General features: G+C 67.5%; 20 protein-coding genes. 14 read left to right on the top strand and 6 right to left on the bottom strand.

What is annotated here, in order from left to right:
* Nucleotide 1 precedes the first annotated feature (1 nt).
* Genes HGK58_RS08160 through HGK58_RS08145 form a run of 4 tightly spaced genes read right to left on the bottom strand, consistent with a single transcriptional unit; the run spans nucleotide 2 to nucleotide 3,736 of the window.
* The gene (locus HGK58_RS08160) at nucleotides 2-1,102 is read right to left on the bottom strand and encodes a DUF2092 domain-containing protein (protein WP_168627096.1); all 1,101 of its coding nucleotides are present in this window, start codon (nucleotides 1,100-1,102) and stop codon (nucleotides 2-4) included.
* Nucleotides 1,103-1,136: 34 nt separating this feature from the next.
* Entirely contained in the window at nucleotides 1,137-2,159 is a 1,023-nt protein-coding gene (ligD, locus tag HGK58_RS08155; protein WP_193509694.1) for a non-homologous end-joining DNA ligase, read from the bottom strand.
* A gap of 9 nt (nucleotides 2,160-2,168) precedes the next feature.
* The gene (locus HGK58_RS08150) at nucleotides 2,169-3,083 is read right to left on the bottom strand and encodes an NAD-dependent epimerase/dehydratase family protein (RefSeq protein ID WP_168627095.1); all 915 of its coding nucleotides are present in this window, start codon (nucleotides 3,081-3,083) and stop codon (nucleotides 2,169-2,171) included.
* A complete protein-coding gene (locus tag HGK58_RS08145) occupies nucleotides 3,080-3,736 on the bottom strand; it encodes a MerR family transcriptional regulator (protein WP_168627094.1) in 657 nt (218 codons plus the stop codon). Before HGK58_RS08145 ends, HGK58_RS08150 begins: the two co-directional genes overlap by 4 nt.
* Nucleotides 3,737-3,796: 60 nt before the next feature.
* Here HGK58_RS08145 and HGK58_RS08140 point away from each other — a divergent pair, with 60 nt between their 5' ends.
* From HGK58_RS08140 to HGK58_RS14070, 12 genes are all read left to right on the top strand, one after another.
* Entirely contained in the window at nucleotides 3,797-6,364 is a 2,568-nt protein-coding gene (locus HGK58_RS08140) for a LuxR family transcriptional regulator (RefSeq protein WP_168627093.1), read from the top strand.
* A gap of 83 nt (nucleotides 6,365-6,447) precedes the next feature.
* Entirely contained in the window at nucleotides 6,448-6,723 is a 276-nt protein-coding gene (locus HGK58_RS08135) for a DUF4242 domain-containing protein (protein WP_168627092.1), read from the top strand.
* Nucleotides 6,724-6,803: 80 nt separating this feature from the next.
* Nucleotides 6,804-7,538 (top strand): histidine phosphatase family protein, encoded by a 735-nt coding sequence (locus tag HGK58_RS08130; RefSeq protein WP_168627091.1) that lies wholly within the window; start codon nucleotides 6,804-6,806, stop codon nucleotides 7,536-7,538.
* Nucleotides 7,522-8,394, top strand: a complete 873-nt coding sequence (locus HGK58_RS08125; protein ID WP_168627090.1) for an NAD(P)H-hydrate dehydratase — start codon at nucleotides 7,522-7,524, stop codon at nucleotides 8,392-8,394. The genes HGK58_RS08130 and HGK58_RS08125 overlap by 17 nt, the downstream gene beginning before the upstream one ends.
* Nucleotides 8,395-8,503: 109 nt before the next feature.
* Nucleotides 8,504-9,625, top strand: coding sequence for a glycosyltransferase family 4 protein (locus HGK58_RS08120; protein WP_168627089.1), 1,122 nt, complete (start codon nucleotides 8,504-8,506; stop codon nucleotides 9,623-9,625).
* Nucleotides 9,626-9,627: 2 nt separating this feature from the next.
* The gene (locus HGK58_RS08115; protein ID WP_168627088.1) at nucleotides 9,628-11,802 is read left to right on the top strand and encodes a glycogen debranching N-terminal domain-containing protein; all 2,175 of its coding nucleotides are present in this window, start codon (nucleotides 9,628-9,630) and stop codon (nucleotides 11,800-11,802) included.
* Entirely contained in the window at nucleotides 11,799-12,224 is a 426-nt protein-coding gene (locus HGK58_RS08110; RefSeq protein ID WP_168627087.1) for a pyridoxamine 5'-phosphate oxidase family protein, read from the top strand. The genes HGK58_RS08115 and HGK58_RS08110 overlap by 4 nt, the downstream gene beginning before the upstream one ends.
* A 43-nt stretch (nucleotides 12,225-12,267) precedes the next feature.
* Nucleotides 12,268-12,657 carry a hypothetical protein gene (locus HGK58_RS08105; RefSeq protein ID WP_168627086.1) on the top strand — a complete coding sequence of 130 codons (390 nt, stop codon included), beginning with the start codon at nucleotides 12,268-12,270 and terminating at the stop codon, nucleotides 12,655-12,657.
* A gap of 60 nt (nucleotides 12,658-12,717) precedes the next feature.
* Complete coding sequence (locus HGK58_RS08100; RefSeq protein WP_168627085.1) at nucleotides 12,718-13,167, top strand: hypothetical protein; 450 nt, start codon at nucleotides 12,718-12,720, stop codon at nucleotides 13,165-13,167.
* 9 nt (nucleotides 13,168-13,176) lie between these two features.
* The gene (locus HGK58_RS08095; RefSeq protein ID WP_168627084.1) at nucleotides 13,177-14,823 is read left to right on the top strand and encodes a DUF5671 domain-containing protein; all 1,647 of its coding nucleotides are present in this window, start codon (nucleotides 13,177-13,179) and stop codon (nucleotides 14,821-14,823) included.
* A 97-nt stretch (nucleotides 14,824-14,920) separates the two neighbouring features.
* Complete coding sequence (locus tag HGK58_RS08090; protein ID WP_168627083.1) at nucleotides 14,921-15,160, top strand: hypothetical protein; 240 nt, start codon at nucleotides 14,921-14,923, stop codon at nucleotides 15,158-15,160.
* Nucleotides 15,153-16,913: a glycosyltransferase gene (locus HGK58_RS14070; protein ID WP_168627082.1), complete on the top strand. Its 1,761-nt coding sequence runs from the start codon at nucleotides 15,153-15,155 to the stop codon at nucleotides 16,911-16,913. The genes HGK58_RS08090 and HGK58_RS14070 overlap by 8 nt, the downstream gene beginning before the upstream one ends.
* Here HGK58_RS14070 and HGK58_RS08080 read toward each other — a convergent pair.
* Complete coding sequence (locus tag HGK58_RS08080; protein WP_168627081.1) at nucleotides 16,910-18,406, bottom strand: DUF4389 domain-containing protein; 1,497 nt, start codon at nucleotides 18,404-18,406, stop codon at nucleotides 16,910-16,912. The genes HGK58_RS14070 and HGK58_RS08080 overlap by 4 nt on opposite strands.
* A gap of 100 nt (nucleotides 18,407-18,506) precedes the next feature.
* On the opposite strand from HGK58_RS08080, the gene HGK58_RS08075 reads away from it, so the two are divergent.
* Together HGK58_RS08075 and HGK58_RS08070 are read left to right on the top strand one after the other, a co-directional pair.
* Nucleotides 18,507-19,304 carry an oxygenase MpaB family protein gene (locus HGK58_RS08075; protein ID WP_210422800.1) on the top strand — a complete coding sequence of 266 codons (798 nt, stop codon included), beginning with the start codon at nucleotides 18,507-18,509 and terminating at the stop codon, nucleotides 19,302-19,304.
* A 173-nt stretch (nucleotides 19,305-19,477) separates the two neighbouring features.
* On the top strand, nucleotides 19,478-20,254 hold the full coding sequence (locus HGK58_RS08070; RefSeq protein WP_246865516.1) for a class I SAM-dependent methyltransferase: 777 nt from the start codon (nucleotides 19,478-19,480) through the stop codon (nucleotides 20,252-20,254).
* 124 nt (nucleotides 20,255-20,378) lie between these two features.
* Here the strand turns inward: HGK58_RS08070 and HGK58_RS08065 are convergent, their stop codons facing one another.
* Entirely contained in the window at nucleotides 20,379-21,821 is a 1,443-nt protein-coding gene (locus tag HGK58_RS08065) for an APC family permease (protein ID WP_246865493.1), read from the bottom strand.
* Nucleotide 21,822: the final 1 nt, after the last annotated feature.

Genomic DNA, 21,822 nt, shown 5'->3' with positions numbered 1-21,822 from the left:
CTCACTGACCGGATGCCAGGGACAGCAGGGTCTCCGGCGGAACCGCGCCCATCAGCACGCTTCCGTCGTCGGTCACGAGGACGCTCACCAGCGCGGTGCTGATCAGCCGCCCGCCCGGCACCGTGGTGCTGAGCTGCTGCAACTGCGGCGACTGCAACGCGTCGACCGGTGCGCTGCCGGCCGGGAGCACGACCACCGTTTCCCAGCCCCTGCCGAGAGTGGTCGGCTCCTCACCCGAGTCAGCTCGCTTGTCGCCTTCCGCCTTCTTGGCGTGCTCGGTAACTGTGGTGCCGGGCGGCGGGGTGAACTCGAACCGCTCGGCCGGCGGCGTCTCGAGCGTGATGTCGGTGAACGCCACACTGGCCGCCGGGGCCGCCTGGCCCACGGCGAAGACGGTGACTGCCAGCGGTAGGCCGGTCTCCCCGTCGACGGCAATCGTGACCATGTCGACCAATGTCGCTTCAGTACGCGGATCCAGCTCGAGTTGGTACGCGGCTCGTCCGGCCACTGATGTCGTGTCGCCCAGGGTCACCTCCGTCGACGGGTCGGCCGTGTCTAGGAAGCGTGCGGCGAGGTCTTCCGGGGTCATCCCCATGTGCTGCGGGTCCATGTCGGAGTGTCCGGATGCGGCATCCGGCACCGCGAAGTGGGTCGCCGTCTGGGTGGAGGAGTCGTAGAGCCACGCGTCGGCGCCGTTTCGCACCAGGTCGCGTTCGTCGAAGCGCTCCATCACCTGGACCCGCGCCTTGCTGGGGCCATCCACATAGACCCGCACGGTGTGAGAACCGGCGAGCAGGTCGAGGGCGGCCGCAACATCGTCGCCGGTCGGCGTACCGACATCCGGGAGCTCCGGCAGCCCCAGCTCGCTGTGCTGTTCGAGGGTGCCGGAGAACGCGTCAACCGTGTGACCGGCAACAAGCGCGAGCACCTGCTCCGGGGTCTTCCCGGGCAGGTCGACGCTGCTGGCGGCGCTCACACCGAGCACCCCTGCCGCGACGACCGCCGGTGCGACGATCGCGGGCAGCCAGCGGGACTGCTGCCAAACCACCGTGCTCTCCTCGTTGAAAACTCGTGTGAAGGCTACGCCCACCGGAAAGGGCATTCAACGAGTCTGGGTGCACTCCCAGTCGGCCTGCTCAGTCAGGCTTGCGCGCCCTGCTCGGCTGCACGCGCGGCGGCTCGCCGGGCATCTTCGGGTAGTCAGGCGGGAACGGCAGTTCGCCCAGCCCGTTCGCCAGGTCGCGTTCCCACCAGCCGAGCAACTCGTTGATCGTGCCGGGGTCGGCTCCGAAGTCCGACCACGGGTCGCCCACCGTGCGCAGCCGCTCGGGCATGGTCAGGATGGTGTGCTTCTTCGGGTCGGTGTTCTCCAGCTCGTCCCAGCTGATCGGGCAGGACACCGGTGCGTGCGGCAGCGCGCGCGGACTGTACGCGCCGGCCATGGTGCGGTCGCGGTTTGCCTGGTTGAAGTCGACGAACACCTTCTCGCCGCGCTCCTCCTTCCACCACGAGGTGGTGACGGCATCCGGCATCCGCCTCTCCAGCTCACGCGCGGCCGCGATCACGGCATGCCGCACGTCGAGGAACTCCCGCACGGGCTTGATCGGCGCGAAGACGTGGATGCCGCGGTTGCCTGAGGTCTTCAGGAAGGCGGTGAGGCCCGCCTCGGCGAGGATCGCCCGCAGCTCGATCGCCGCCGGGATGGCGTCGTCGAAGTCGGTTCCTGGCTGCGGGTCGAGGTCGACACGCAGCTGGTCAGGGTTGTCCGAGTTGCTGCCACGCGACGGCCAGGGGTGGAAGACGACCGTGTTCATCTGCACCGCCCAGACCGCGACGGCCGGCTCATCGATGACGAGCTGCGGATGCGAGCGCGCGCTCGGGTAGATGACCATCTCGGACCGGACGTAGTCGGGTGCGCCCTTCGGCGGGTTCTTCGCGTAGAAGCGCTCGCCCTCGATCCCGTCTGGGAAGCGCTCGAGGGTCACCGGCCGGTCGCCATTCGCAGTGACGAAGGCGTCGCCTACATCGACGATGTACTTGGCGAGATCTAACTTGGTGATGCCGAGTTCTGGGTAGATCACCCGGTCGGGGCTTGAGATGCGCACGTCGCGCTGGCCGTTTGGCCCCGGGACTGTAAGGACGACCGCGTCGCTTGCCATGCCCCCAACCTAGACGGTGCGCCTCGCATGGTCGAGGGTGGCTGCGATGCCATCGGCGTACGGCGTCGGCGTGACGCCGAAGGTCGACTCGAACGTATTCGAGTCGAATAGGTACGACTCGGTGTTCTGGTAGCGCAACTCCATCACCTCACGCGCAGCCGACATGAACAGCCCGCCGATCCGCATCATTCCTGGACCCATCACCGAGACGTCCCCCGCAGCGAGCATGGCGACGTAGTCGGTGCCTGTCCGGGCGGGCGCAGCGGTCGGCATGTGCCAAGTTCCGCCAGCCGCCCGCTCATCTGTTCCGATGAGGGCGAGTGCGCGACCGATGTCGGGCGTGTAGGTCATCGAGTGCGGCTTTGTGGCATCGAACATCCAGACCGGGCGCTTCCCGCGCGCGGCATTGTCGACGGCCATCATGTTGAAAACGCTGGTCGCCGCGCCCGGGCCGTAGAAGTCGGCGCTGCGTGCGACCGTGACCGTGACGCCGCTCGCGCGAGCGTCGTCCAGCATCCGGAGCAGTCCGGCCCGCACCTCGCCCTTCTTGCTAGTCGGTCGGATCGGTGTCCGCTCGGTCATCGGACCGATCGTGCGCCCGTACGAGTAGACGTTGTCGAGGAACAAGAGGTGCGTACCGTTGATGCGTGCCGCTTCGATGGCGTTGCCCATCACGATCGGCCATTCGCGTCGCCACACGCCCAACCGATACTGCAGCCCGACAAGCAGGTAGGCGACGGCCGCACCGTCGAGCGCGTGCGTGACCGCGTCCAGGTCGAGAATGTCGCCGATGATCGAGCGCACGCCGGGCGTTTCTGACGGCCGGCGGCCGAACGAGGCGACGTCGATTCCCAGCCCGAGCAATTGGGTCGCGGTCTCACGTCCCACCGCTCCGTTGCCTCCGAGTAGGACGTGTGTTGTCATTGCGTTTCTCCTGTTGTTGGTTGTGCCGGCGACTGGTCGACCGGAAAGGCGGCCGCCGATTCGTTCTCTTGCGCGATTCGCCTGAGCCCGGCGATGAGGGCGTCGCCGAGCACTGTGCCAGCGACCATCAGTTCTGTCACCGATTCGGTGTCGTGCCGCGATTGCAGGGCAAGGATGTCCGCTTTCGCAAGCCGCTCTGCAGCTGCCGCGTAGCTCGCCAGAAAATCATCCGGGAGCGCGAAGTCGATCGAGTCGAAGCCGTCGAGCACGCGGGCAGCCATCGCGATGCCGGGGTTCTGGTCCGAGTACCCCCAGCCACTCGACTTCGCCAGCTCAGTGACGCGCTCGCGTGAGGATGAGGAGCCGGCATCGCGGTGCGCGGCCCCCATGGCGTGCTGTGCGGCCTCGAAGGCGTATGCAGGAGCATCCGGATGCTCGTCTACGGCGGCAAGCACGCGGCCCGCCTCTGCAACCGACAGTCCCCCGGTCTCGAGCAGTGCGCGCACCAGCTTCGCGCGCTTCACGTGGGATTCGTCGTACACGGTTTGATTCGTCGCGATGCGCGCGCCCTCGTGGACCAGCCCCTCGCGAATGTAGTACTTCAGTGTCGTCTGGCTGACGCGTGCCCGGTCGGCCGCTTCGGAAATCCTCACACACTGATAGTAGCACTATCGATAGTGTCGCTACCAGCAGCCGCGACCTACCATCGAGCCGTGGCACTCCTTGAGCGCGACTCCGCAATGGCGCAACTCGACGCCGACCTTGCCCTGGTTCGTGCAGGGGCAGGGCGGATGGTGCTTGTCGGCGGCGAGGCGGGCATCGGCAAGTCCGCCCTTGTGTCTGCATTCGTGGGGGCGAACGCCGATTCGGTCAGGGTGCTCGTCGGACGCTGCGACCCGATCGAACCGGCGCCAGCTCTGGGGGCGGTCGTGGAAATTCTGGGACGAATCCGCCGCGACCTGGCAGAACGCGCACGATCAGACCCGGACCTGTTCGCTACCGCGAGCACCTTCCTGTCGCAGGTCGCCTCGCAGCCGACGGTCGTCGTCGTTGAGGACGTCCATTGGGCGGACGGGGCAACCCTGGACGTGCTCGTGCACGTCGCTCGGCGACTCGCCACCGCCCCGGTGCTGCTGATTGTGACTTTCCGGTCTGACGAGGTCGGGAACGAGCATCCGCTTCGAATTGCTCTTGGGCGTCTGGCCGGCATCAGGCAGAACCGCATTGCGGTGCCGCCGTTGTCGCTCGACGCCGTCGCCGAACTGGCGGCCGGCGTCGACATCGACGCGGCGAGGCTGCGTGAGGTGACCGGCGGCAACCCGTTCTACGTCACCGAGGTCATCGCATCCGGCCTGGACGACGTGCCCGCGGCCGTCGCCGACAGCGTGCTGGGTCGAGCACGCCGGCTGTCGCCCGCCGCGCGTCGCACGCTCGAACTGATCTCGGTCATGCCATCCGGGTGCAGCCTGCTGCGACTCGAACGGCTGAGCGCCCAGCCAGCGGCGATCGACGAGTGTGTAGAAGACGGAATCCTGATCGCCACCGATGGTTGGCTCGGCTTTCGCCACGAACTAGCGCGGAGGGCGATCGAGCAGACTGTGCCGCCCGCCGAGAGGCGGGGTTTGCACTCACACATCCTCGCTCAGCTCGAATCCTTCTCGGACGCGGGAGCCGTGGAACTCGCCTTGCACGCACGCGGAGCGCACGATCGCGTGGCCATCGTGACGCACTCGCTGGATGCCGCACGGGAGGCGGCCGCGCACGGTGAGCGACGGGCAGCAGCGAGTCACTTCCGGGCAGTAGTGGAGAACAGCAGCGGCACCTCCCCCGAGCTGGCCGAGGCTCTCGAGGGTCATGCTGCCGCTTGTCTGGCGCTCGGCGACGCGGATGCGGCAGTGACGAGCTTCGACAGCGCAGCCGACATTCTCGATCGACTTGGCCAGCCGACCCGTGCGGGGGTGGCCCGCGTGATGGCGTCGTCCGCGACCTGGAGCGCCGGTCGCGGGTCGGAAGCACACGATCGGATCGCTCGTGCCCTCACGGTGCTCGAACAGGTCGGCGGCGAGCCGTACGCGCTCGCTCTGTCACAGGCCGCGACGCTGGCGATGCTCGCGCGCGACAACGCGACCGCCGTGACCCTGGGCCGTGCGGCGATCGACCTCGCGGGCGAAGAGGGCGCTGAGCGGGTGCTTTCCCGCGCTTACAACGCTGTCGGCTCGGCCCAGCTCTTCCTCGCACCGGATGAGGCGGAGCACACCCTGATGAAGGCGCTCGAGCACGCCCGTGCGGCTGCGGAACCGTCCCTCGTCGCCGTTGCCCTGAGCAACCTCGGGTCAGGTTCGGGTGAGATTCGCCGGTACAGCGCAGCGCAGAGGTGGTTGGATCAGACCATCGAGTGGAGCGAGTCGCGTGACCTGGACGCGAGCGCCGATTACGCGACAGCGTGGAAGGCACGCGTGCTGCTCGAGCAGGGGCGATGGGCGGAGGCGGCAGCGCTCGCGAACGCCGTCGTCTCGCGAGCCTGCCCGGTCATCGCGCGGATCGTCGCCTCCACGGTGCTCGCGTTGATCCGATCGCGTCGAGGAGACCCCGGTGCCCGGGAAGCCCTCGACGAGGCGTGGACGCTGGCCGAGGCGACCGGTGATCTGCAGCGCGTGTGGCCGGCCGCGGTGGCGAGCGCCGAATTCGAGTACTGGGCGGGCGGCGACGTCACGCGCACTGACCGGCTGGAGTCGGCGCTGGAGCTTGCACACCGGTACGACCACGGGTGGGCGATCGGAGAGCTCGCGAGCTGGCTGCAGCGGGCGGGTGAGACGCCGGATGCGCGCGGCGCGGCCGCTCCGTACGCCGCCTGGCTGGCCGGCCGATTCGATGAGGCAACGACCGCGTGGCAGGAGATCGGATGCCCATTCGAGTCGGTCCTCGTGCGGCTCGACCAAGGGTCAACCCACGCGCTCCGCGAGGCACTGGACGGCGCCATCGCCCTGGGCGCCTCGCGGGCGACCGCTCGCATCCGACGGGAACTGCGGACACGCGGCATCCGGAACCTGCCGCGCGGCGCGATGGAGACCACGCGGGCGCACCCGGCCGGTCTGACGGCCCGCGAGAGCGAGGTGCTCGGGCTGCTGTCGGAGGGCCTGACCAACGCGGACATTGCGCGCCGACTGGTGGTCTCGGTGCGCACCGTCGACCATCACGTCTCGGCGGTGCTGCAGAAACTGCAGGTCGACTCGCGTCGGGCCGCCGCACGGATCGGCAGTGCGGACGACAGCACGAAATAGGCAATCGTCACCCATGTGGCGGGGCCTCCGGCAGCGAAAGCTGGGCTGTGCCGGCGCACGGCCGGCCCGAACTGGAGGTCATGATGCCCCGCTACCTGATCGAGCGCACCTTCCCGGACGGTCTCAGCATTCCGCTGGACGCGGCCGGGAGCAACGCCTGCATGTCGGTTGTCGGCAACAATGCGAGCCGCGAGGTCACCTGGCTGCACTCGTACGTGACGCCCGACAACGGCAAGACGTTCTGCGTGTACGACGGACCCAACCCGGAGGCGATCCGGGAGGTGGCCGAGTTGAACTCGCTGCCGATCGACAACATCACCGAGGTGCGAGTGCTCGACCCGTACTTCTACCAACCCTGAAGCAGCCCAGGCTCCCGGCGGCCAGCCGCCCGGCAGTCGTTCCTGTCCGACGCTCAGCGCTCAGGCTTAGGGTGCCTGCCATGGGAGTCACTGCACTGACGCTGGTCCGCCACGGCGAGAGCATCGGCAATATCGCCGCGTCCAAGGCCGAATCCAGCGGAGCCGAGGAGATCGAGCTTCCGTCCAGGGATGCGGACGTCCCGTTGAGCGAGACAGGCGTCGAACAGGCGGATGCGCTCGGCCGCTGGCTGCAATCGCTCTCCGACGATGAGTTCCCGGATGTGGTCTGGTGCTCCCCGTACGTCCGGGCGCTGGAGACGGCGCAGCGCCTCAGGGTGAATCAGCGCCGCGACCTCGACCTCATCGTCGATGAACGGCTTCGCGACCGCGAGCTCGGCATCCTCGACGCGCTGACGAAGCACGGCATCATCGCCCGCTACCCAACCGAAGCCGCCCGGCGTCAGCATCTCGGCAAGTACTACTACCGCCCGCCCGGCGGGGAGTCGTGGGTGGACGTCGCTTTCCGGCTGCGCGCGGCGCTCGGTGACATCGACCGGCTCGAGCCCGACCGCACAGTGCTCATAGTCGCCCACGACGCGGTCGTCACCATCATCCGGTCGCTGTGCGAACGACTCACCGAACCCGAGATCCTCCAGCTGGCCCGGTCGACCCCGGTGCTCAACGCGTCGGTGAGTCGGCTCGTGCGGGTCGACGGTTCCTGGACGGTTGACTCCTACAACGTCGTCGAGCACCTGCAGGATGCCGGTGCCGCAGTGACAGCGCACACCGGGGATCGGGATGCCTTCCCACACTGAGCCGCTCACGCCGAACGCGCTGCGGGAGTGGCCACTGCCCAGCGGGGCGGGTTCGAAGTACGACCGCGGCGCCATCCTGGTGGTCGGCGGGGCGCGCCGCTCCCCCGGCGCTGCGATGCTGGCTGGACTCGCCGCGCTGCGCGTCGGGGCCGGCCGGCTCACCATCGCCGTCGCAGAATCCGTTGCGATTGGCGTCGCCGTCGCCGTGCCGGAATCGGGCGTGATCGGCCTGGCCGAGGACGCCGCCGGTTCCGTGCGCGGCAACGGGCTTGACCGGCTGGAAGACGAACTGGCCCGCGCGGACGCTGTCGTCGTCGGTCCCGGCCTGGATGACGCGCACGAGGCGATCACGCTCGTGAGTGAGCTGCCGAAACTGGTCGGGCGTTCGACTCTGGTCCTCCTCGACGCGTACGCGCTCGCGGCGATTCCGCACGTCGTCGAGCAGGTCGGCGAGCTGCGCGGGCGCCTGGTGCTGACACCGAACGAGGGTGAGGCAAGCAGGCTGCTCGGGCGAGATCTCGAAGATCGCGCCGACGACCTGCGCCGCATCGCCGAGCGCTTCGGCGCGGTTGTGACGAGCTTCGGCCATATTGCGGCGCCCGATGGGCGGATGTGGGTCGATGACTCCGGTCAGGGCGGCCTCGGCACCTCGGGGAGCGGTGACGTGCTCGCCGGCGCCATCGGGGGTCTGCTCGCTCGCGGCGCCTCGGTCGAGCAGGCGGCCTGTTGGGGCACCCACCTGCACGCTGCATCCGGTGATCGCCTGGCCGCTCGCATCGGCCCAACCGGCTACCTGGCGCGCGAACTCGTCGACGAACTTCCCAGCGTTCTGCAGGAGCTCGGCCAGCAGGTGTAGAGGCGCTGTTCAGATAAGAGCCAGCGGACTCCCGCGAAGCGGTCAGACCAGCGCAGGCGTCCGCGCAGGTTGCGGTGCTTAGGTTCAGCCAAACCCCGAACGAGGCCACATGAGACAAGAGCCAGCGAAACGACCCGAGTCGCGCTTCGAGGCCAGCCCGGTTAAGCCGTCGCTGCCCACCATGCGCATCGGCGTGATCGCACCGTGTGCAGTGCCGATCCCGCCGCCCCGGTACGGCGGCATCGAGATGGTCATCGACCAGCTCGTTCACGGAATCGCCACTCACGGGCATGAGCCGGTCCTTTTCACCGTCGGGGAATCGACCCACCCGGCTGAACGCCGCTGGTCCTTCGATAAGGCCGCTGGCACACCCGAGCCGCCCATGCTCGCGCTGCGTCACTCCCGCGACGCGTACAAGAGCCTGCGCGATGTCGACGTGATTCACGACCACACGAGTGTCGGTCCGACGATGGTCGGCTCGCACCCGGCGGGCATTCCGGTCTCTGCGACACTGCACGGGGAATGCATCCCAAGCCAGGTCGACGCGCTGGCACCCGTCGACGACCGGGTGTCACTGATCGCTATCTCTCACGACCAGCGGCGGAGCGCTCCTGGGCTCCGCTTCCGCCAGGTCATCCATCACGGAATCGACGTCGAACAGTACAGCGAGGGCGACGGCTCGGGCGACTATGTGCTGTTCCTGGGCCGGATGGAACCCACGAAGGGCGCCCACCGCGCCATCGACATTGCACGCAAAGCCGGGCATCGTATCCTGATCGCCGCGAAGATGTGGGAACCGAGCGAGCGAGCCTACTTCCGCGAGTACGTCGAACCTCGCCTGGGCTCGGATGCCGAATACATCGGGGAGGTGGGACCGGAACAGAAGATCGAACTCCTGCAGAACGCCAGGGCGCTCGTCAATCCGATCCGGTGGCGCGAACCGTTCGGTCTGGTCATGATCGAGTCGTTGGCCTGCGGCACACCGGTGCTTGCGTTCCCGGGTGGCGCCGCTCCGGAGATCGTCGACGACGGCGTCACCGGCTACCTGCGCGATGACGAGGATGAACTCGCTGACGCACTCGCCGCCGTCGACCGGCTCAACCGCGATGACTGCCGCGACGCGGCGGTGAGGCGGTTCTCGACCGAGCGGATGGTTCTCAGGCACCTCGCGCTTTACGCGGCAATGCTGGGCAGCGAGCAGATCAACGACGGACTCATCCAAGCCGAGTAGAGATGGCTGACACCACACAATTCGAAGGAACCATCCCTGTGCCCGCCGTCCACGGACCGCAGGCGGGAGTGTCCCTGATCAGCGGCCGGTCCTTCGCGCTGTCCGACGGTGACGGCAACATGTCCCCCCTGTTCACCCAGGGACTGTTCGTGCTCGACACCCGCATCCTCTCCAACTGGGTGCTCACGGTCGCCGGTGCTGTGACGGAACCGCTGGGACTCGACGCCCCCTCCCCGTTCGTGAGGACGTTCGTCGGCCGCGGGCGTCCTCAGATCGGGCACGCGGATGCCGACATCGTCGTGTTCCGGCGTCGCGCCTTCGCGGACGGCATGAAGGAACTCATCGAGATCACCAACCACGGGCTGGAACCGACCGTGCTGGAGGTCGCGCTCGACGCGGACTGCGACTTCGCCGACCTCTTCGAGGTCAAGGAGTCGCGCCGGGTGGAGCGCGAGCGTGAGTGTCGGGTCGACGGCTCCCGGCTGGAGTTCCGCCGTGCCGGAGACACCGACCGCGCGGTTGACGTCGACTTCGGCGGCACCGCGTCGGTGACCCAAACGGGTGCTCGTTGGGAGGTGTCTCTCGAGCCGCGGGAGACGTGGCGTCAGGTCGTGTCCGTCGCCTCGACTCACCACGGGACCCTGGTCGGTCCGTTCGGCCCGCTCGCCAGCAATCAGGAGGCCGCTCGGGAACTGGAGGAGCAGCAGCAGAGCTTCTGGCTAGACGTGAAGAGCGACAACATCGAGTTGGTTCGCACCCTACGACGCACGGCGGATGACTTAGCTGCCCTGCGCATCCGCGATGAGGGTCACCCTGACCTCCCCCTCATCGCAGCCGGCGCACCGTGGTTCATGACCCTGTTCGGCCGCGACTCGCTGCTGACCTCGTGGATGGCGCTGATCGTCGACCCGTCGCTGTGCGCCGGGGTGCTGCAGACTCTCGCTCGGCTGCAGGGCACGCGGGTCGACCAGAGGTCTGGCGAGGAACCGGGCAAGATCCTGCACGAAGTGCGGTACACCGGCACCGCCGCCCGCACCATCGATGAGGCAGACATCTACTACGGCTCAGTCGATGCGACACTCCTCTTCGTCATCGTCGCCGCGGAACTGCAGCGCTGGCACCCGGACCCTGAGTTGCTGGATCGGCTGCTGCCGCACATCGACGCGGCGATGAACTGGATCGAGAACTACGGGGACCGGGACGGCGACGGGTTCGTCGAGTACGAGCGGGTCGGCGATTACGGCCTGGTGAACCAGGGCTGGAAGGACTCGTGGGACGCCATCCGGCACGCCGACGGCGCGCTCGCGACCGGTTCGATCGCACTGTGCGAGGTGCAGGCCTACACGTATGGTGCGTACCTGGCCCGAGCCGAGCTGGCGGCGCTGGCCGACGACCACGAGCTGCGCCAAGACTGCCTCGAGAAGGCGGCGCGCCTGCGTGAGAAGTTCAATGCCGAATTCTGGGACCCGGATGCCGGTTGCTTCGCACTCGCACTGGATGGCCAGAAACGGCGGGTCGCGGTCGCGTCCTCCAACGTTGGCCATTGCCTCTGGATGGGCATCGTCGACGACCGGTACGCAGCAACCGCCGCCGAACGACTGCTGAGTTCCGGGATGGACAGCGGGTGGGGCATCCGCACGCTCGACGCCAACGCGCGCGCCTACAACCCGGTCAGCTACCACAACGGTTCGGTGTGGCCGCATGACAACGCCATCTGCGCGTGGGGGTTGTCGAGATATGGGTTCCACGAAGCGGCGATGACTGTTATCGAGCGGCAACTCGATGTCGCTGTCGAGTTCGACGGCCGACCGCCGGAGTTGTTCGCCGGTTTCTCCCGGGACGAACTGGGTGAGCCGGCCGTCTACCCGTCGTCATGCTCGCCTCAGGCGTGGTCGGCGGCTTCCCCGCTGCTGTGGCTCCGCACGATTCTCCAGCTTGAGCCCGTCCCATCCGAGGGGCGTTTCTGGATCTCTCCCGACCTGCCTGGGTGGGTGCACCGCCTGCACCTGGACGGCATCGCGTTGGCCGGCCGAAGGATTCGCATTGACTTGGGCGATGACCGGGTCGCGATCGGCGGCACCGGCGACCTCGCCATCATGCCCGCCGCTCGGCCGGTGTTCGATCCGGCTCACGAGCTCCGCACAGCCGGAGTGACCGACTCGAGTTGGCGCCGATGACCCCGCACACTTGGCTCATCGACCTCTCCCCCGAGGAGTGCACGCGGCTGCTCGCCGAGTCACGGCTCGGCCGGCTCGGTGTCGTCATCGAAGGGCGACCGGAGATCTTCCCGGTCAACCATGTGATCGATGCCGATACCGGCTGTGTCACCTTCCCGACCGGGGTCGGAGCCAAGCTGAACGCCGCGCTGCAATGGCCGTGGGTCTCGTTTGAGATCGACGGGTCGGACACGAATGCCAAGGGCTCCTGGAGTGTGCTGGTGGTCGGTCAGGCCGAGGAGATCACCGACGAGGAGGTGATCGCGAGACTCGCGGAGCAGCGCGGCATCCGAGTCAAGTGGATCACGGGCGCGGGCGTCCGCTGGCTTCGCATCCGACCGACCAAGGTGAGCGGGCGAAGGATCACCGTGGGCGAGTCCTGACTCGCCGCGCGCGTCGCTGGTGCCTGGCCATAGAATTCGACGCATGGTCTACTTCTCACCGGAGTTGGTGTCGTTGACTGACACGACTCTGCAGACCGCTCTCGGCACCATTTCCGAGACCGGCGCTGAACTGCTGGCATTCGCGATCGTCGAGAAGGACGGCCACCGAGCGCTGCACCGCTTCACGACCGAAAGCCCGAGGGACAGCGCGGGAGTCGCTCGAGACTTCGCCGCATCACAGGACGACGCCGACCGGATCGCCGTCGCAAGCGTCGACCTCGTCGACGTCGGAGGCGAGCGGTTCGATGCGGTGGTGGTCGAGGCCTGGGACCTCATCCACAAGCAGGTCCAGGTGGTCGGGCAGCGATACGACACCGCCGGCGCGGCCGGCGCGCCGATCCTCCTCGATCACTCCGGGGCGGAAGGCACCTGACTCACGAATCACCGTCGGATGTGATTGTTCATCATCCGCACTTCACGCCATGCTGATCTCATGGAGGCACGTAAGCCCGACCGCGCACTGATCGCGGTCATCGCCGTCATCGCTGTGCTCGTGGTTGTCGCAGTCATCGTGGTGTTCGGTCGCGGCGAGCCCGAGTTGCTCGATGCGGACACGCCGGAGGGTGTCGTGCAGCGCTACTCGGCCGCGGTGATCGAAGGCGACGAGGAAACCGCGCAGCAGTACCTCAGCCAGGAGGTCTTGGACGACTGCCAATTCGTGGAGTCCCAGCTCCCGGACGGGAGCGTTCGCGTGACCCTGCTCTCCACGGACATCCGCTCCGAGACGGCGGACGTCGGCGTGCTCGTCGCCGTGACGAGTGATCGCGGGCCGATCGGCGGCGGCGGCTGGGAGAGCGAGAGCGAATTCAAACTGGAGAACACCGACGGAACCTGGCGGATTGACCGTGCTCCGTGGGAGCTGACCATCTGCATCGGACGATAGGCGAAGAACATGACTGAGACACAGCCCCAGCCGAGCGCGCCCGTGCAGGCATCCGGAGCGGGCGCCACCGTACGGCGCATCGTCATCTATACCCTCCTGCTGATCCTCGTGATCACGGCGGCGATCGGCTTGGCTGGCCTGCTCGGCCGCCTCTTCGACACGGGCGGACGCACCGTCTTCGAACTCGACAACCTGTCGCGATCGCTCGCCTTCGCCCTGATCGCCGGCCCGCTCGCGCTCGTGCTGTGGTGGCTCAGCTGGCGACGACTCAGTGAGCCGGATGAGCGCAGGTCGATCTGGTGGGGCCTCTACCTGACGATCGCCCACACGATTTCGCTGATCACAGCCACGGTCGCGCTCCTGTCTTTTCTGGCGTCGCTGCTGAACCCAGAGTGGACCGTCTTTCCTGTCGGCGGCTTCGGCCGTCAGCTGTCGTGGGACCCGTACGCGCTGGCCAACGCGCTCGTCTGGGCGCTGGTGTGGGTGTGGCATCGCTGGATGCTGACACACCGAGACAAGGGACCGGTCCGGATGCGCACCGTCCCAATCGTGCTCGGCTGGGTCTTCGGCCTGTCGCTCATCATCGGCGGCAGCATCAACCTGCTGTCGACGCTGGTCAACGAAGTGGTGGCGATCGCCACCAACACACCGTCGTTGGGCGCCCCGTGGTGGGTGTGGGCCCTGCAGGCGCTCATCTGGGCGGCCGGCGGCGCACTCGTCTGGTGGTTGCACTGGTACCGGGACGCCGGTCGCACGCTCAGCACCGTCTTCAATGCCGTGGCGCTGGTCATCATGGGAATCCTGTTGCCCACCGGTATGGCAATCGGCGGGACGGCGACCGTGCTCTACGTGCTTTTGACTCTGGTGGCCGGCAGCGGCGATCCGCTGAGCGTCACGCTGTGGCCCCTCGCCGGCGGGGTGTCCGCGGCGCTGATCGGCGCGCTTGTGCTGCTGTACCACCGCTCGGCAACCGCGCGCGAGAGTGTCATGCACGCGGGCCGCCTCGCCGTCTCCGGTGCGGCGCTCGCGGGCGCGGCAACCGGTGTCGGCATTGTGATCAATGCGACACTCGCAGCGATCACCCCGGCTCTCTACTTCGGCGACCCACGCTCGCTGCTCTTCGGCGGCATCGCGATCCTGGCCGTGAGCGCGCCCGTGTGGTGGCTGGTCTGGCGCCGAGTTCCGGTGTCGAGCGCCAAGCGGGTGTACCTCATCGTCGTCTTCGGCGTGAGCGCGCTCGTTGCGCTCATCACCCTGCTGGTGATCGGCTACCAGCTGTTCGTGTTCTTCCTCGACCCGATGAGCGGCGCCGGGCTGGTTGACAGCATCCGGGCACCACTTGGCATCCTGGTCTCCACCGTGCTGGTGTCCTGGTATCACTTCGCCGTCTGGCGGCACGATCGCGGCGCTGTCGTGCCAGGGGGCACCGTCAGCGCGATCGGCCGGGTGCTGCTCGTCACCGCTGACCACGGGCAGGGCGAGCGCATACGCGAGGCCACGGGCGCCAAGGTCACCGTGCTCGAGCGCGCGGACGCAGCGCCCGGAGTCGAACGCGACGTGGACAGAGTCGTTGCCGCGCTCGAGGGAGTGTCGGCACGGCATGTGCTGGTGCTGGATTCGCCGAGCGGCGTGCAGGTGGTCGACCTCAAGGACTGAGCACACGAGCCAACGCCAAGGCGGCTGTAACTTTCCCTCCAATTCCGTCGCTGGCTGCCTGGCCGACCTAGTCTGACGCGAAAGCGAGGGAGGAATCATGACCAGCAGGGAGACCGTTTCGACGCCCCGCAACCGCAATGTGTGGCTGATTGTGGGAATCGTGCTCGCGGTGCTTGGCGCCATCTGCGCCGCGATCGGCTTCATCGTCGGCTTGACTGGCACAGAGGGCATCGGCGAAGGTGCCCTGCGTGCGAGCCTGCTGATCATCGGTGCCATCATGTTCGGGGCTGGCATAGTGGGGATCATCACCGGATTGCTCAAGAAGAACCGTGCCTGAGCCGGCCGGGAGCATCACCCTCCCCCCGGGGAGGCAACTCGCCCTCACCTGGTCGATCCCGCGCACCTACGGCGGCATGACCGGCGCACTCCTCCGCCGATCACGCGCGTTTGTCAGCTTGGCAGGAGCCAGTGTTGACGTGCTCACCTTCGACTACGGCCGCGACTACGACGCGGTGATCACACGGGAGACGAAACGCGGAACGCTCATCCCGGGCATCCGGATCGTCAATCTGTGGGACTACCTGGAGTCGCTCGAGAACTTCGATGACTTCCCCACCACGGCGACCGCGCCCGAACTGACTGTGCCGGAACGACTGCCACGGGGAACAATCCACCGCCTGCTGACGCGCCAGACCGAGACCAGGATGGCCGCCGACGGCACAACGGAACTGCAAGTCGACCACTACCGGCGCGACGGGACCCTGCTGGCCATCGACCTGCGCGACCGCAAGGTGCGTGGCACTGTCGGCGGACGCCAGATCGTGCTGTTCGACCGCGAGGGCAATCCGGTGCGGATCTGGCGGCGGATCTGGCAGCTGTACGCGGCCTGGCTCGACCACCTCATCGGCGACGAGCCCGCGATTGCGATTGTCGACAGCAAGATCGTCGCCCGGTTCGCGCGCACCTACAACCGCCCGAACGTCACCACAGTGCACGTCATCCACAACTCGCACCTCGCGACGGCCGAGCGCCCATTCGGGCCGCTGCGGCCAAGTCGCGCGGAGGTCCTGACCAACCTCCACGACTTCGACGCCGTCGTCGCCCTGACGCACCGGCAGCGGGAGGACATCGAGGTGCTGTTAGGGCCGACCGATAACCTCGTCACGATCCCGAACGCCGTGTCGATGCCCGACCTGACCGGGGTTCCTGACCGCGATCCGTCCCGCGGCATCATGCTCGCCACGCTGGACTCGCGAAAGCGAATCGACCACGCCATTCGCGCGGTCGCTGCGGTTGGTGCCCGTGCGACACTCGACATCTATGGCGCTGGAACGCAACGCGCGCGTCTCGCGCGGCTCATCGCAGAGCTGGGGGCGGCAGACCGTATCCACCTGCGCGGCTTCGAGCCGGATGCGCGCCGGCACTTCCAGTCCGCATCCTTCCTGCTCCTCACCAGCGAGTTCGAGGGGTTTCCGCTGGTGCTGCAGGAGGGAATGGCGGCCGAATGCATTCCGATCGCGTACGACATCCCCTACGGTCCGAGCGACATCATCCGACACGGCGTGAACGGCTTTCTGGTACCGGCGGGCGACATCGACGCGGTTGCCGGATGCGTCACACAGCTCATTGCGATGCCGGAACCGGACCGGGAGCGGATGCGCGACGCGGCCCGATCGACTGCCCTTCAGTTCACCGACGAGGCGATCACGCGGCGGTGGGCGGCCGAACTGGACGCCGCCGTGGCGCGCAAGCAGGTGGGCGGCAGACGGTTCACGTTGGTGGCGGGCGATTGTCGGCTGTCCAAAGACGACGATGGCAGCGTGCGGGTGTCGGTCACCTTGAAGCTGGACCCCGCGCGCGTCACACCAGACGAAGTCACCATCGCCCTCGCCGGCAGCCAGCCGCTTGCCGAGCTGCGGGCACCCGCCGAGTTGCGCTCGCACTGGCTGCTTGCCGGACGGTACACCGCCACCGCGGTATTCAGCCCGGATCGGATCGGCTGGCTCGGTGAGCTCGAGTCGCTTGAACCGAGCGCACTGGTGCGATCCGGCGCGAGCGTGCGCCGCGCATCCGCGGGCGGGCAGAGCTAGCCGATCACGGGAGGTGGCGCGCTGGCCGGGGCTGCGACCTGCTCCGGCTCGGCGGGCCCGGTGTCCAGCCGGAACGGCGGGTACTCATCGCGCATCAGCGCAGCGTAGGTGGTGACCCGGTACAGCCAGCGATTGATGCCCATGATGAAGTCGAACAGAGCGACCCGGTAGCGGTTCGTGAACAGCAGGATCACGGCAGCGATCAGCACCAGCACCGTCAGAAGGGAGATGCCACCGGCCGGGTTGGGTCCGTCCCAGCGCTCCCAGCCCCAGCGCCACCCCCACCAGCCGGTCCACCAGCCGGCGCCACCGACGAGCGCCGCGACAACCAGGTAGTGCGGTATCGCCAGCAGCCACCACTTGACGAGGACGAGTCCGTGACTGAGCTTCTCGGGGTAGTCGACCGAGAAGTCCGCGGGGTAGTCGGTGCGCGCGAGGGTGAACGGTGGGTAGCGGTCGGTCGCCAGCGCGGAGTAGGAGTAGAAGCTGACCCGCCAGTTCCAGCGAAGCACGCCGACGTTGAAGTTGAACAGCGACCTTGGGTAGCGGCCGGTGAACAGGATCGCGAAGAAGGCGATGACTGTCGTGATCACGAAGGCCATCCACAGACCGGCAAGGATGATGAAGTGCGGGATGGCGAGCAGCCATTTGACGAGCCACAGCCAGCGCGATAGCCCGGGATCCAGCACACCGGTGAGCTGTGCCGGGTACGGACGGCGCTCCTCCTCCGGGACAGGCGTGACGGAGGCCACGGTGGGCGCCGGGTATCCGTCGCCCGGAAGGCGTCGACCCAGCCCCATCGCTCCGATGGCGGTCAGCGGAATGCCGATTACCAGCATCCCCAACCCGGCCAGAATCAGGCCGAGTGCGATCGGCGCGAGCAGGTCGCTGCGGATGCCCGCCTCGATTTCCACTGAGACGTCGCGGCTCGCATCGGCGTTCATGATCACGACCGACCAGTTGCCGGTTTGCACCGGCCAGACGATCTCCTGGGGGCCCGAGCCGGTTGCCGACTCGATCCAGAAGTCCTCAGCGCTGGGCCGACCCGGTTCGCGTTCACCGGGAACGTCATTGCTGCTCACCCTGAAGCGGCCGTTGCCGACATCGACCTCGGTGTGCGCGACGTCATCGAGGTAGCGTGCCACCTCGCCGCTCGGGCCGACCCCCACGAAGATGTCCTCATCGCCCGTCGATTCGACCGATAGCCGCGCGGTTGCGATGTCGAACGGCAGCACGGTGCTCGTGTCCCGGTCGGTGAACCCGGTGCTCCGCGGCGATGTCAGCGCGTAGGTCGAGCTCGTGATGGTGTCGGGACCGGTGATGAAGTAGCCCTGGTCGTTCTGCTTGGCGGCAATGACGCCTGACCAGATGCCCGAGCTGAGCAGCCCGGCACCAATCAGGCTGAACACGATGCCGATCACCAGGAGGACGATGAATCCCGCGGCGCCTGACGACTGGACGGGCTGACCCGGCTGAGGCTGGCTGTGGGACATCCGGCACCTCCGTAGCGGACGTAGCGATTTGCGCCGGATGCTACGCCGAAAACACCGGAACCGTCTCAGCGTTCACGCATTTGAGCCGCAGAATGGAGGGGTGAACGGCATCCTGAGCGACGGCATCGGCCTCGCCGCGGGCGGCGCCAACGTCATCATGCAGCTATCCATGCTGCCGATAGGGCGTGGGGTCGTCGAGAGCCGGGTCGACGGCGGGCGTCTCGACCGGCATCCGCTCAAGCGCGCCCGCACGACGTTCACCTACCTGGCAGTCGCATCCGGGGGCACGGATGCGGAGAAGCGCGAACTGCGCCATCAGATCAGTCGGGTGCACGCGCAGGTGCGTTCTGACCCGGATGCGCCGGTGCCGTACTCCGCTTTCGATCAAGAGCTGCAACTCTGGGTGGCAGCCTGCATCTACTGGGGTGTGCGGGACGTGATGATCCGTCTGCACGGCCCGATGGACGACGCTGACGCGGAAGACTTCTACCGTCGGGCGGCTGCCTTCGGCACGACGCTGCAGATGCCAGAAGACCTGTGGCCGGAGAGTCTGCGCGCCTTCGACGAGTACTGGCACCGGAGCATCCGGGAGATTCGTATGGACGATCTGACGCGCGACTACCTGCAGCGGCTCGCCGAGTTGCGGTTCCTCCCCCGCCCGCTCGCCGCGCTGTTCGGCCCGGCGAACCGGTTCCTCACCCTGGGTTTCCTGCCAGAGGAGTTCCGCCGCGAGCTCGGCTTGCCGTGGACAAAGCGCCAGCAGGCACGCTTCGACCGCTGGCTGCGCCTCACGGCTTCCCTCAACCGGGTGACTCCTGGCGTGCTGCGCCGCTTCCCGTACAACCTGATGCTGTGGGACGCCAGGCGGCGCATTCGGCGCGGCGTGCCGATCATCTGAGTCTCCCGCACGGGTCTCGACAGTGGGCCGATGGGAGCGCACAATCGTCCTGTCGGGGACGATCGATCCCGACCGTCGTGTCAGCTCCCCGACACGACGAAAGGATGTGCATCGTGACCAGCGAAGAAACCCAAACCGACGCCGACCGGGCGCTCAAGGCCAAGCATCGGGCGATGTGGGCGTTCGGCGACTACGCGACCCTCGCATCCGACCTCATCGCGAGCCTCGGACCGGTGCTGGTTGAGGCAGCGGGAGTGAAGCCCGGCGACCGCTTGCTCGATATCGCGGCTGGATCAGGCAATGTCGCGATCCCTGCCGCGCTCGCCGGGGCGGATGTGGTGGCGAGCGACCTCACACCGGAGCTCCTGCAGGCGGGCGAGCGTCAGGCCAATGAGCGAGGGGCGACACTTGAGTGGCGGGAGGCGGACGCGGAGGCCCTCCCGTTCGCGGATGGCGAGTTCGACACGGTGCTGTCGTGCGTTGGCGTGATGTTCGCTCCGCACCATCAGGTGACCGCGGACGAAGCGCTCCGCGTGCTGAAGCCAGGCGGCACCCTCGGCCTGATCAACTGGACGCCGGAGGGCTACATCGGCCAGCTCTTCGCCACCATGAAGCCGTTCGCGCCGCCTCCCCCGCCCGGCGCTTCGCCGGGGCCGCTGTGGGGAAGCGAGGATCACATCCGGGAGCTGTTCGGAGATCGGCTGACCGACCTCGATATGCGCAGGCAGAAGGTCAGGATCGAGCACTTCTCGCGCGCAGAAGAGTTCAGGGACTACTTCAAGTCCCACTACGGCCCCACGATCGCCGCGTACAAGAACCTGGCGGACGACCCGGAGCGGGAGGCCGAGCTCGACCGCCAGCTGGTCGAACTCGCTCGCCGGGGTGGCCTCGACGACGACGGCAGCACGATGGAGTGGGAGTACCTGCTGGTCACCGCGCGCAAGCGCTGACCCTTCGGCAGACGTTTGTGCCAAAAGCAAGCGATCGTTCCCTTGCTTGTGACACAAAGCTCTGCCTACACAGACACGGACGCGCCACGGCGGGTGCCGGGCGCGTCCGTGTGGGGCAGAAGGGTCAGCCGCTGATGCCCTCCAGCACGTCGGTCTCGGTGGAGCCGATCGCGTTGATCACCTGCGGGCGCCTTGCCTTCAGGAACAGGTACCAGGCGATCGCAACCGCGAGCACCCCGGCGAACAACCAGAAGATCAGGTTGAACGGGTAGGCGGGCACCGGGTAGACGTTCGTGTAGAACACGTAGAGCATCGCACCCACTGCGAGGATCGCCGTCGGCAGCACGAGCCAGTTCTTCACGCCGATCCGGCGCAGGAACAGCACCGCGGCGATCGCGACCGTCGCGTAGGCGACCATGTAGCCGTAGGTGCCGAACGTGTCGACCCACACCACGATGTCCATGCCGTTCACGCCCATGATGTACAGGATCGAGGTGAGCGCGATCACCGCAGGGCCGATGGTGAGCAGCACGCGGTGCGGGGTCAGCTGCGTCGGGTGCGTCTGGCCGAGGTACGCCGGCGCGACGCCTTCCTTGCCCATGACGTAGACGATGCGGCCGATCACGTTGAGCGGTGCGACGACCACGGCGAAGAAGGATGCCGCAACACCGAAGTTCAGGATCGGGTTGAACCAGACGGGCAGCCCGACCATGGTGGCCATGTCGTCGAGCGGGCTCGCCGAGGTCGCCAGATCGTCGCCGAGCAGGGCGACCTGCGTGTATGCGGCGAACACGTAGAGGACGCCGACGAGCAGGGCGCTGAACATGATGGCGCGCGGGATGGCGCGGTACGGGTTCTTCGCCTCACGTCCGAGCGAGTCGGCGCTGGAGAATCCGACGAAGCCCAGGATGCCGAGGGTCATGCCGAACGCGACGCCGGAGAACTCGAAGCCTTCGAGGCTCAGCTGCGCAGGGTCTATGGCCGCCGGGCCGAGGTGCACGATGGCGAGGACGAGCACGATCAGGATGATCGCGACCGACACGAGCTCGAGCACGAGCGAGACGCGGGCGGAGAGCCGGATGCCGCGGATCGTGAACAGGATCGCAAGCGACCCGAGCACGATGGTCACGACCACGCTCGCCAGGGTGCCGGAGATCGGCAGGCCCAGCTGGTTCAGCACGGTGATCATGTAGGTGGTCGCGCCGCTCAGCGAACCGGAGGCGATGCCGAAGCATCCGATGAGCAGGGTCACGCCGGTCAGGTAGGCGCCGAACGGCCCTAGCCCGACCGCAGCGTAGTTGTACAGCGACCCCGCCGAGGCGCGCCGCTTGGCGAACTGCGAGATGAGGTAGCCGACCGCGAGGATCACGATCGTGGCGAGCACGAACGAGAACCAGGTGGAGTTGCCTGCCGACAGGAAGATGGATGCGGCGGTGAACGCGATGACCGCGCTCGGCGCGATGCTCGCGATTGCCTGCGCGAACAGTTCAGCGCTGCCCATCACCCCCCTCCGGAGGCCGGGGTCTGTGGATGTTGGTTGCTTGGAGGCGGCGACGTCGCTGCTCAAT

The organism is Cryobacterium sp. BB307, assembly GCF_012274275.1.
GTDB lineage: Bacteria > Actinomycetota > Actinomycetes > Actinomycetales > Microbacteriaceae > Terrimesophilobacter.
This window is presented reverse-complemented; position numbering and strand designations above follow the sequence as displayed.

Coding starts and splice junctions, on each gene's coding strand:
- HGK58_RS08135 (WP_168627092.1), top strand. CDS start 6,448: ATGCCCCGCTACCTGATCGAGCGCACCTTCCCGGACGGTCTCAGCATT.
- HGK58_RS08080 (WP_168627081.1), bottom strand. CDS start 18,406: ATGTCCCACAGCCAGCCTCAGCCGGGTCAGCCCGTCCAGTCGTCAGGC.
- HGK58_RS08130 (WP_168627091.1), top strand. CDS start 6,804: ATGGGAGTCACTGCACTGACGCTGGTCCGCCACGGCGAGAGCATCGGC.
- HGK58_RS08105 (WP_168627086.1), top strand. CDS start 12,268: ATGGTCTACTTCTCACCGGAGTTGGTGTCGTTGACTGACACGACTCTG.
- HGK58_RS08110 (WP_168627087.1), top strand. CDS start 11,799: ATGACCCCGCACACTTGGCTCATCGACCTCTCCCCCGAGGAGTGCACG.
- HGK58_RS08120 (WP_168627089.1), top strand. CDS start 8,504: ATGAGACAAGAGCCAGCGAAACGACCCGAGTCGCGCTTCGAGGCCAGC.
- HGK58_RS08100 (WP_168627085.1), top strand. CDS start 12,718: ATGGAGGCACGTAAGCCCGACCGCGCACTGATCGCGGTCATCGCCGTC.
- HGK58_RS08095 (WP_168627084.1), top strand. CDS start 13,177: ATGACTGAGACACAGCCCCAGCCGAGCGCGCCCGTGCAGGCATCCGGA.
- HGK58_RS08150 (WP_168627095.1), bottom strand. CDS start 3,083: ATGACAACACACGTCCTACTCGGAGGCAACGGAGCGGTGGGACGTGAG.
- ligD (WP_193509694.1), bottom strand. CDS start 2,159: ATGGCAAGCGACGCGGTCGTCCTTACAGTCCCGGGGCCAAACGGCCAG.
- HGK58_RS08160 (WP_168627096.1), bottom strand. CDS start 1,102: ATGCCCTTTCCGGTGGGCGTAGCCTTCACACGAGTTTTCAACGAGGAG.
- HGK58_RS08090 (WP_168627083.1), top strand. CDS start 14,921: ATGACCAGCAGGGAGACCGTTTCGACGCCCCGCAACCGCAATGTGTGG.
- HGK58_RS08115 (WP_168627088.1), top strand. CDS start 9,628: ATGGCTGACACCACACAATTCGAAGGAACCATCCCTGTGCCCGCCGTC.
- HGK58_RS08125 (WP_168627090.1), top strand. CDS start 7,522: ATGCCTTCCCACACTGAGCCGCTCACGCCGAACGCGCTGCGGGAGTGG.
- HGK58_RS08070 (WP_246865516.1), top strand. CDS start 19,478: ATGTGGGCGTTCGGCGACTACGCGACCCTCGCATCCGACCTCATCGCG.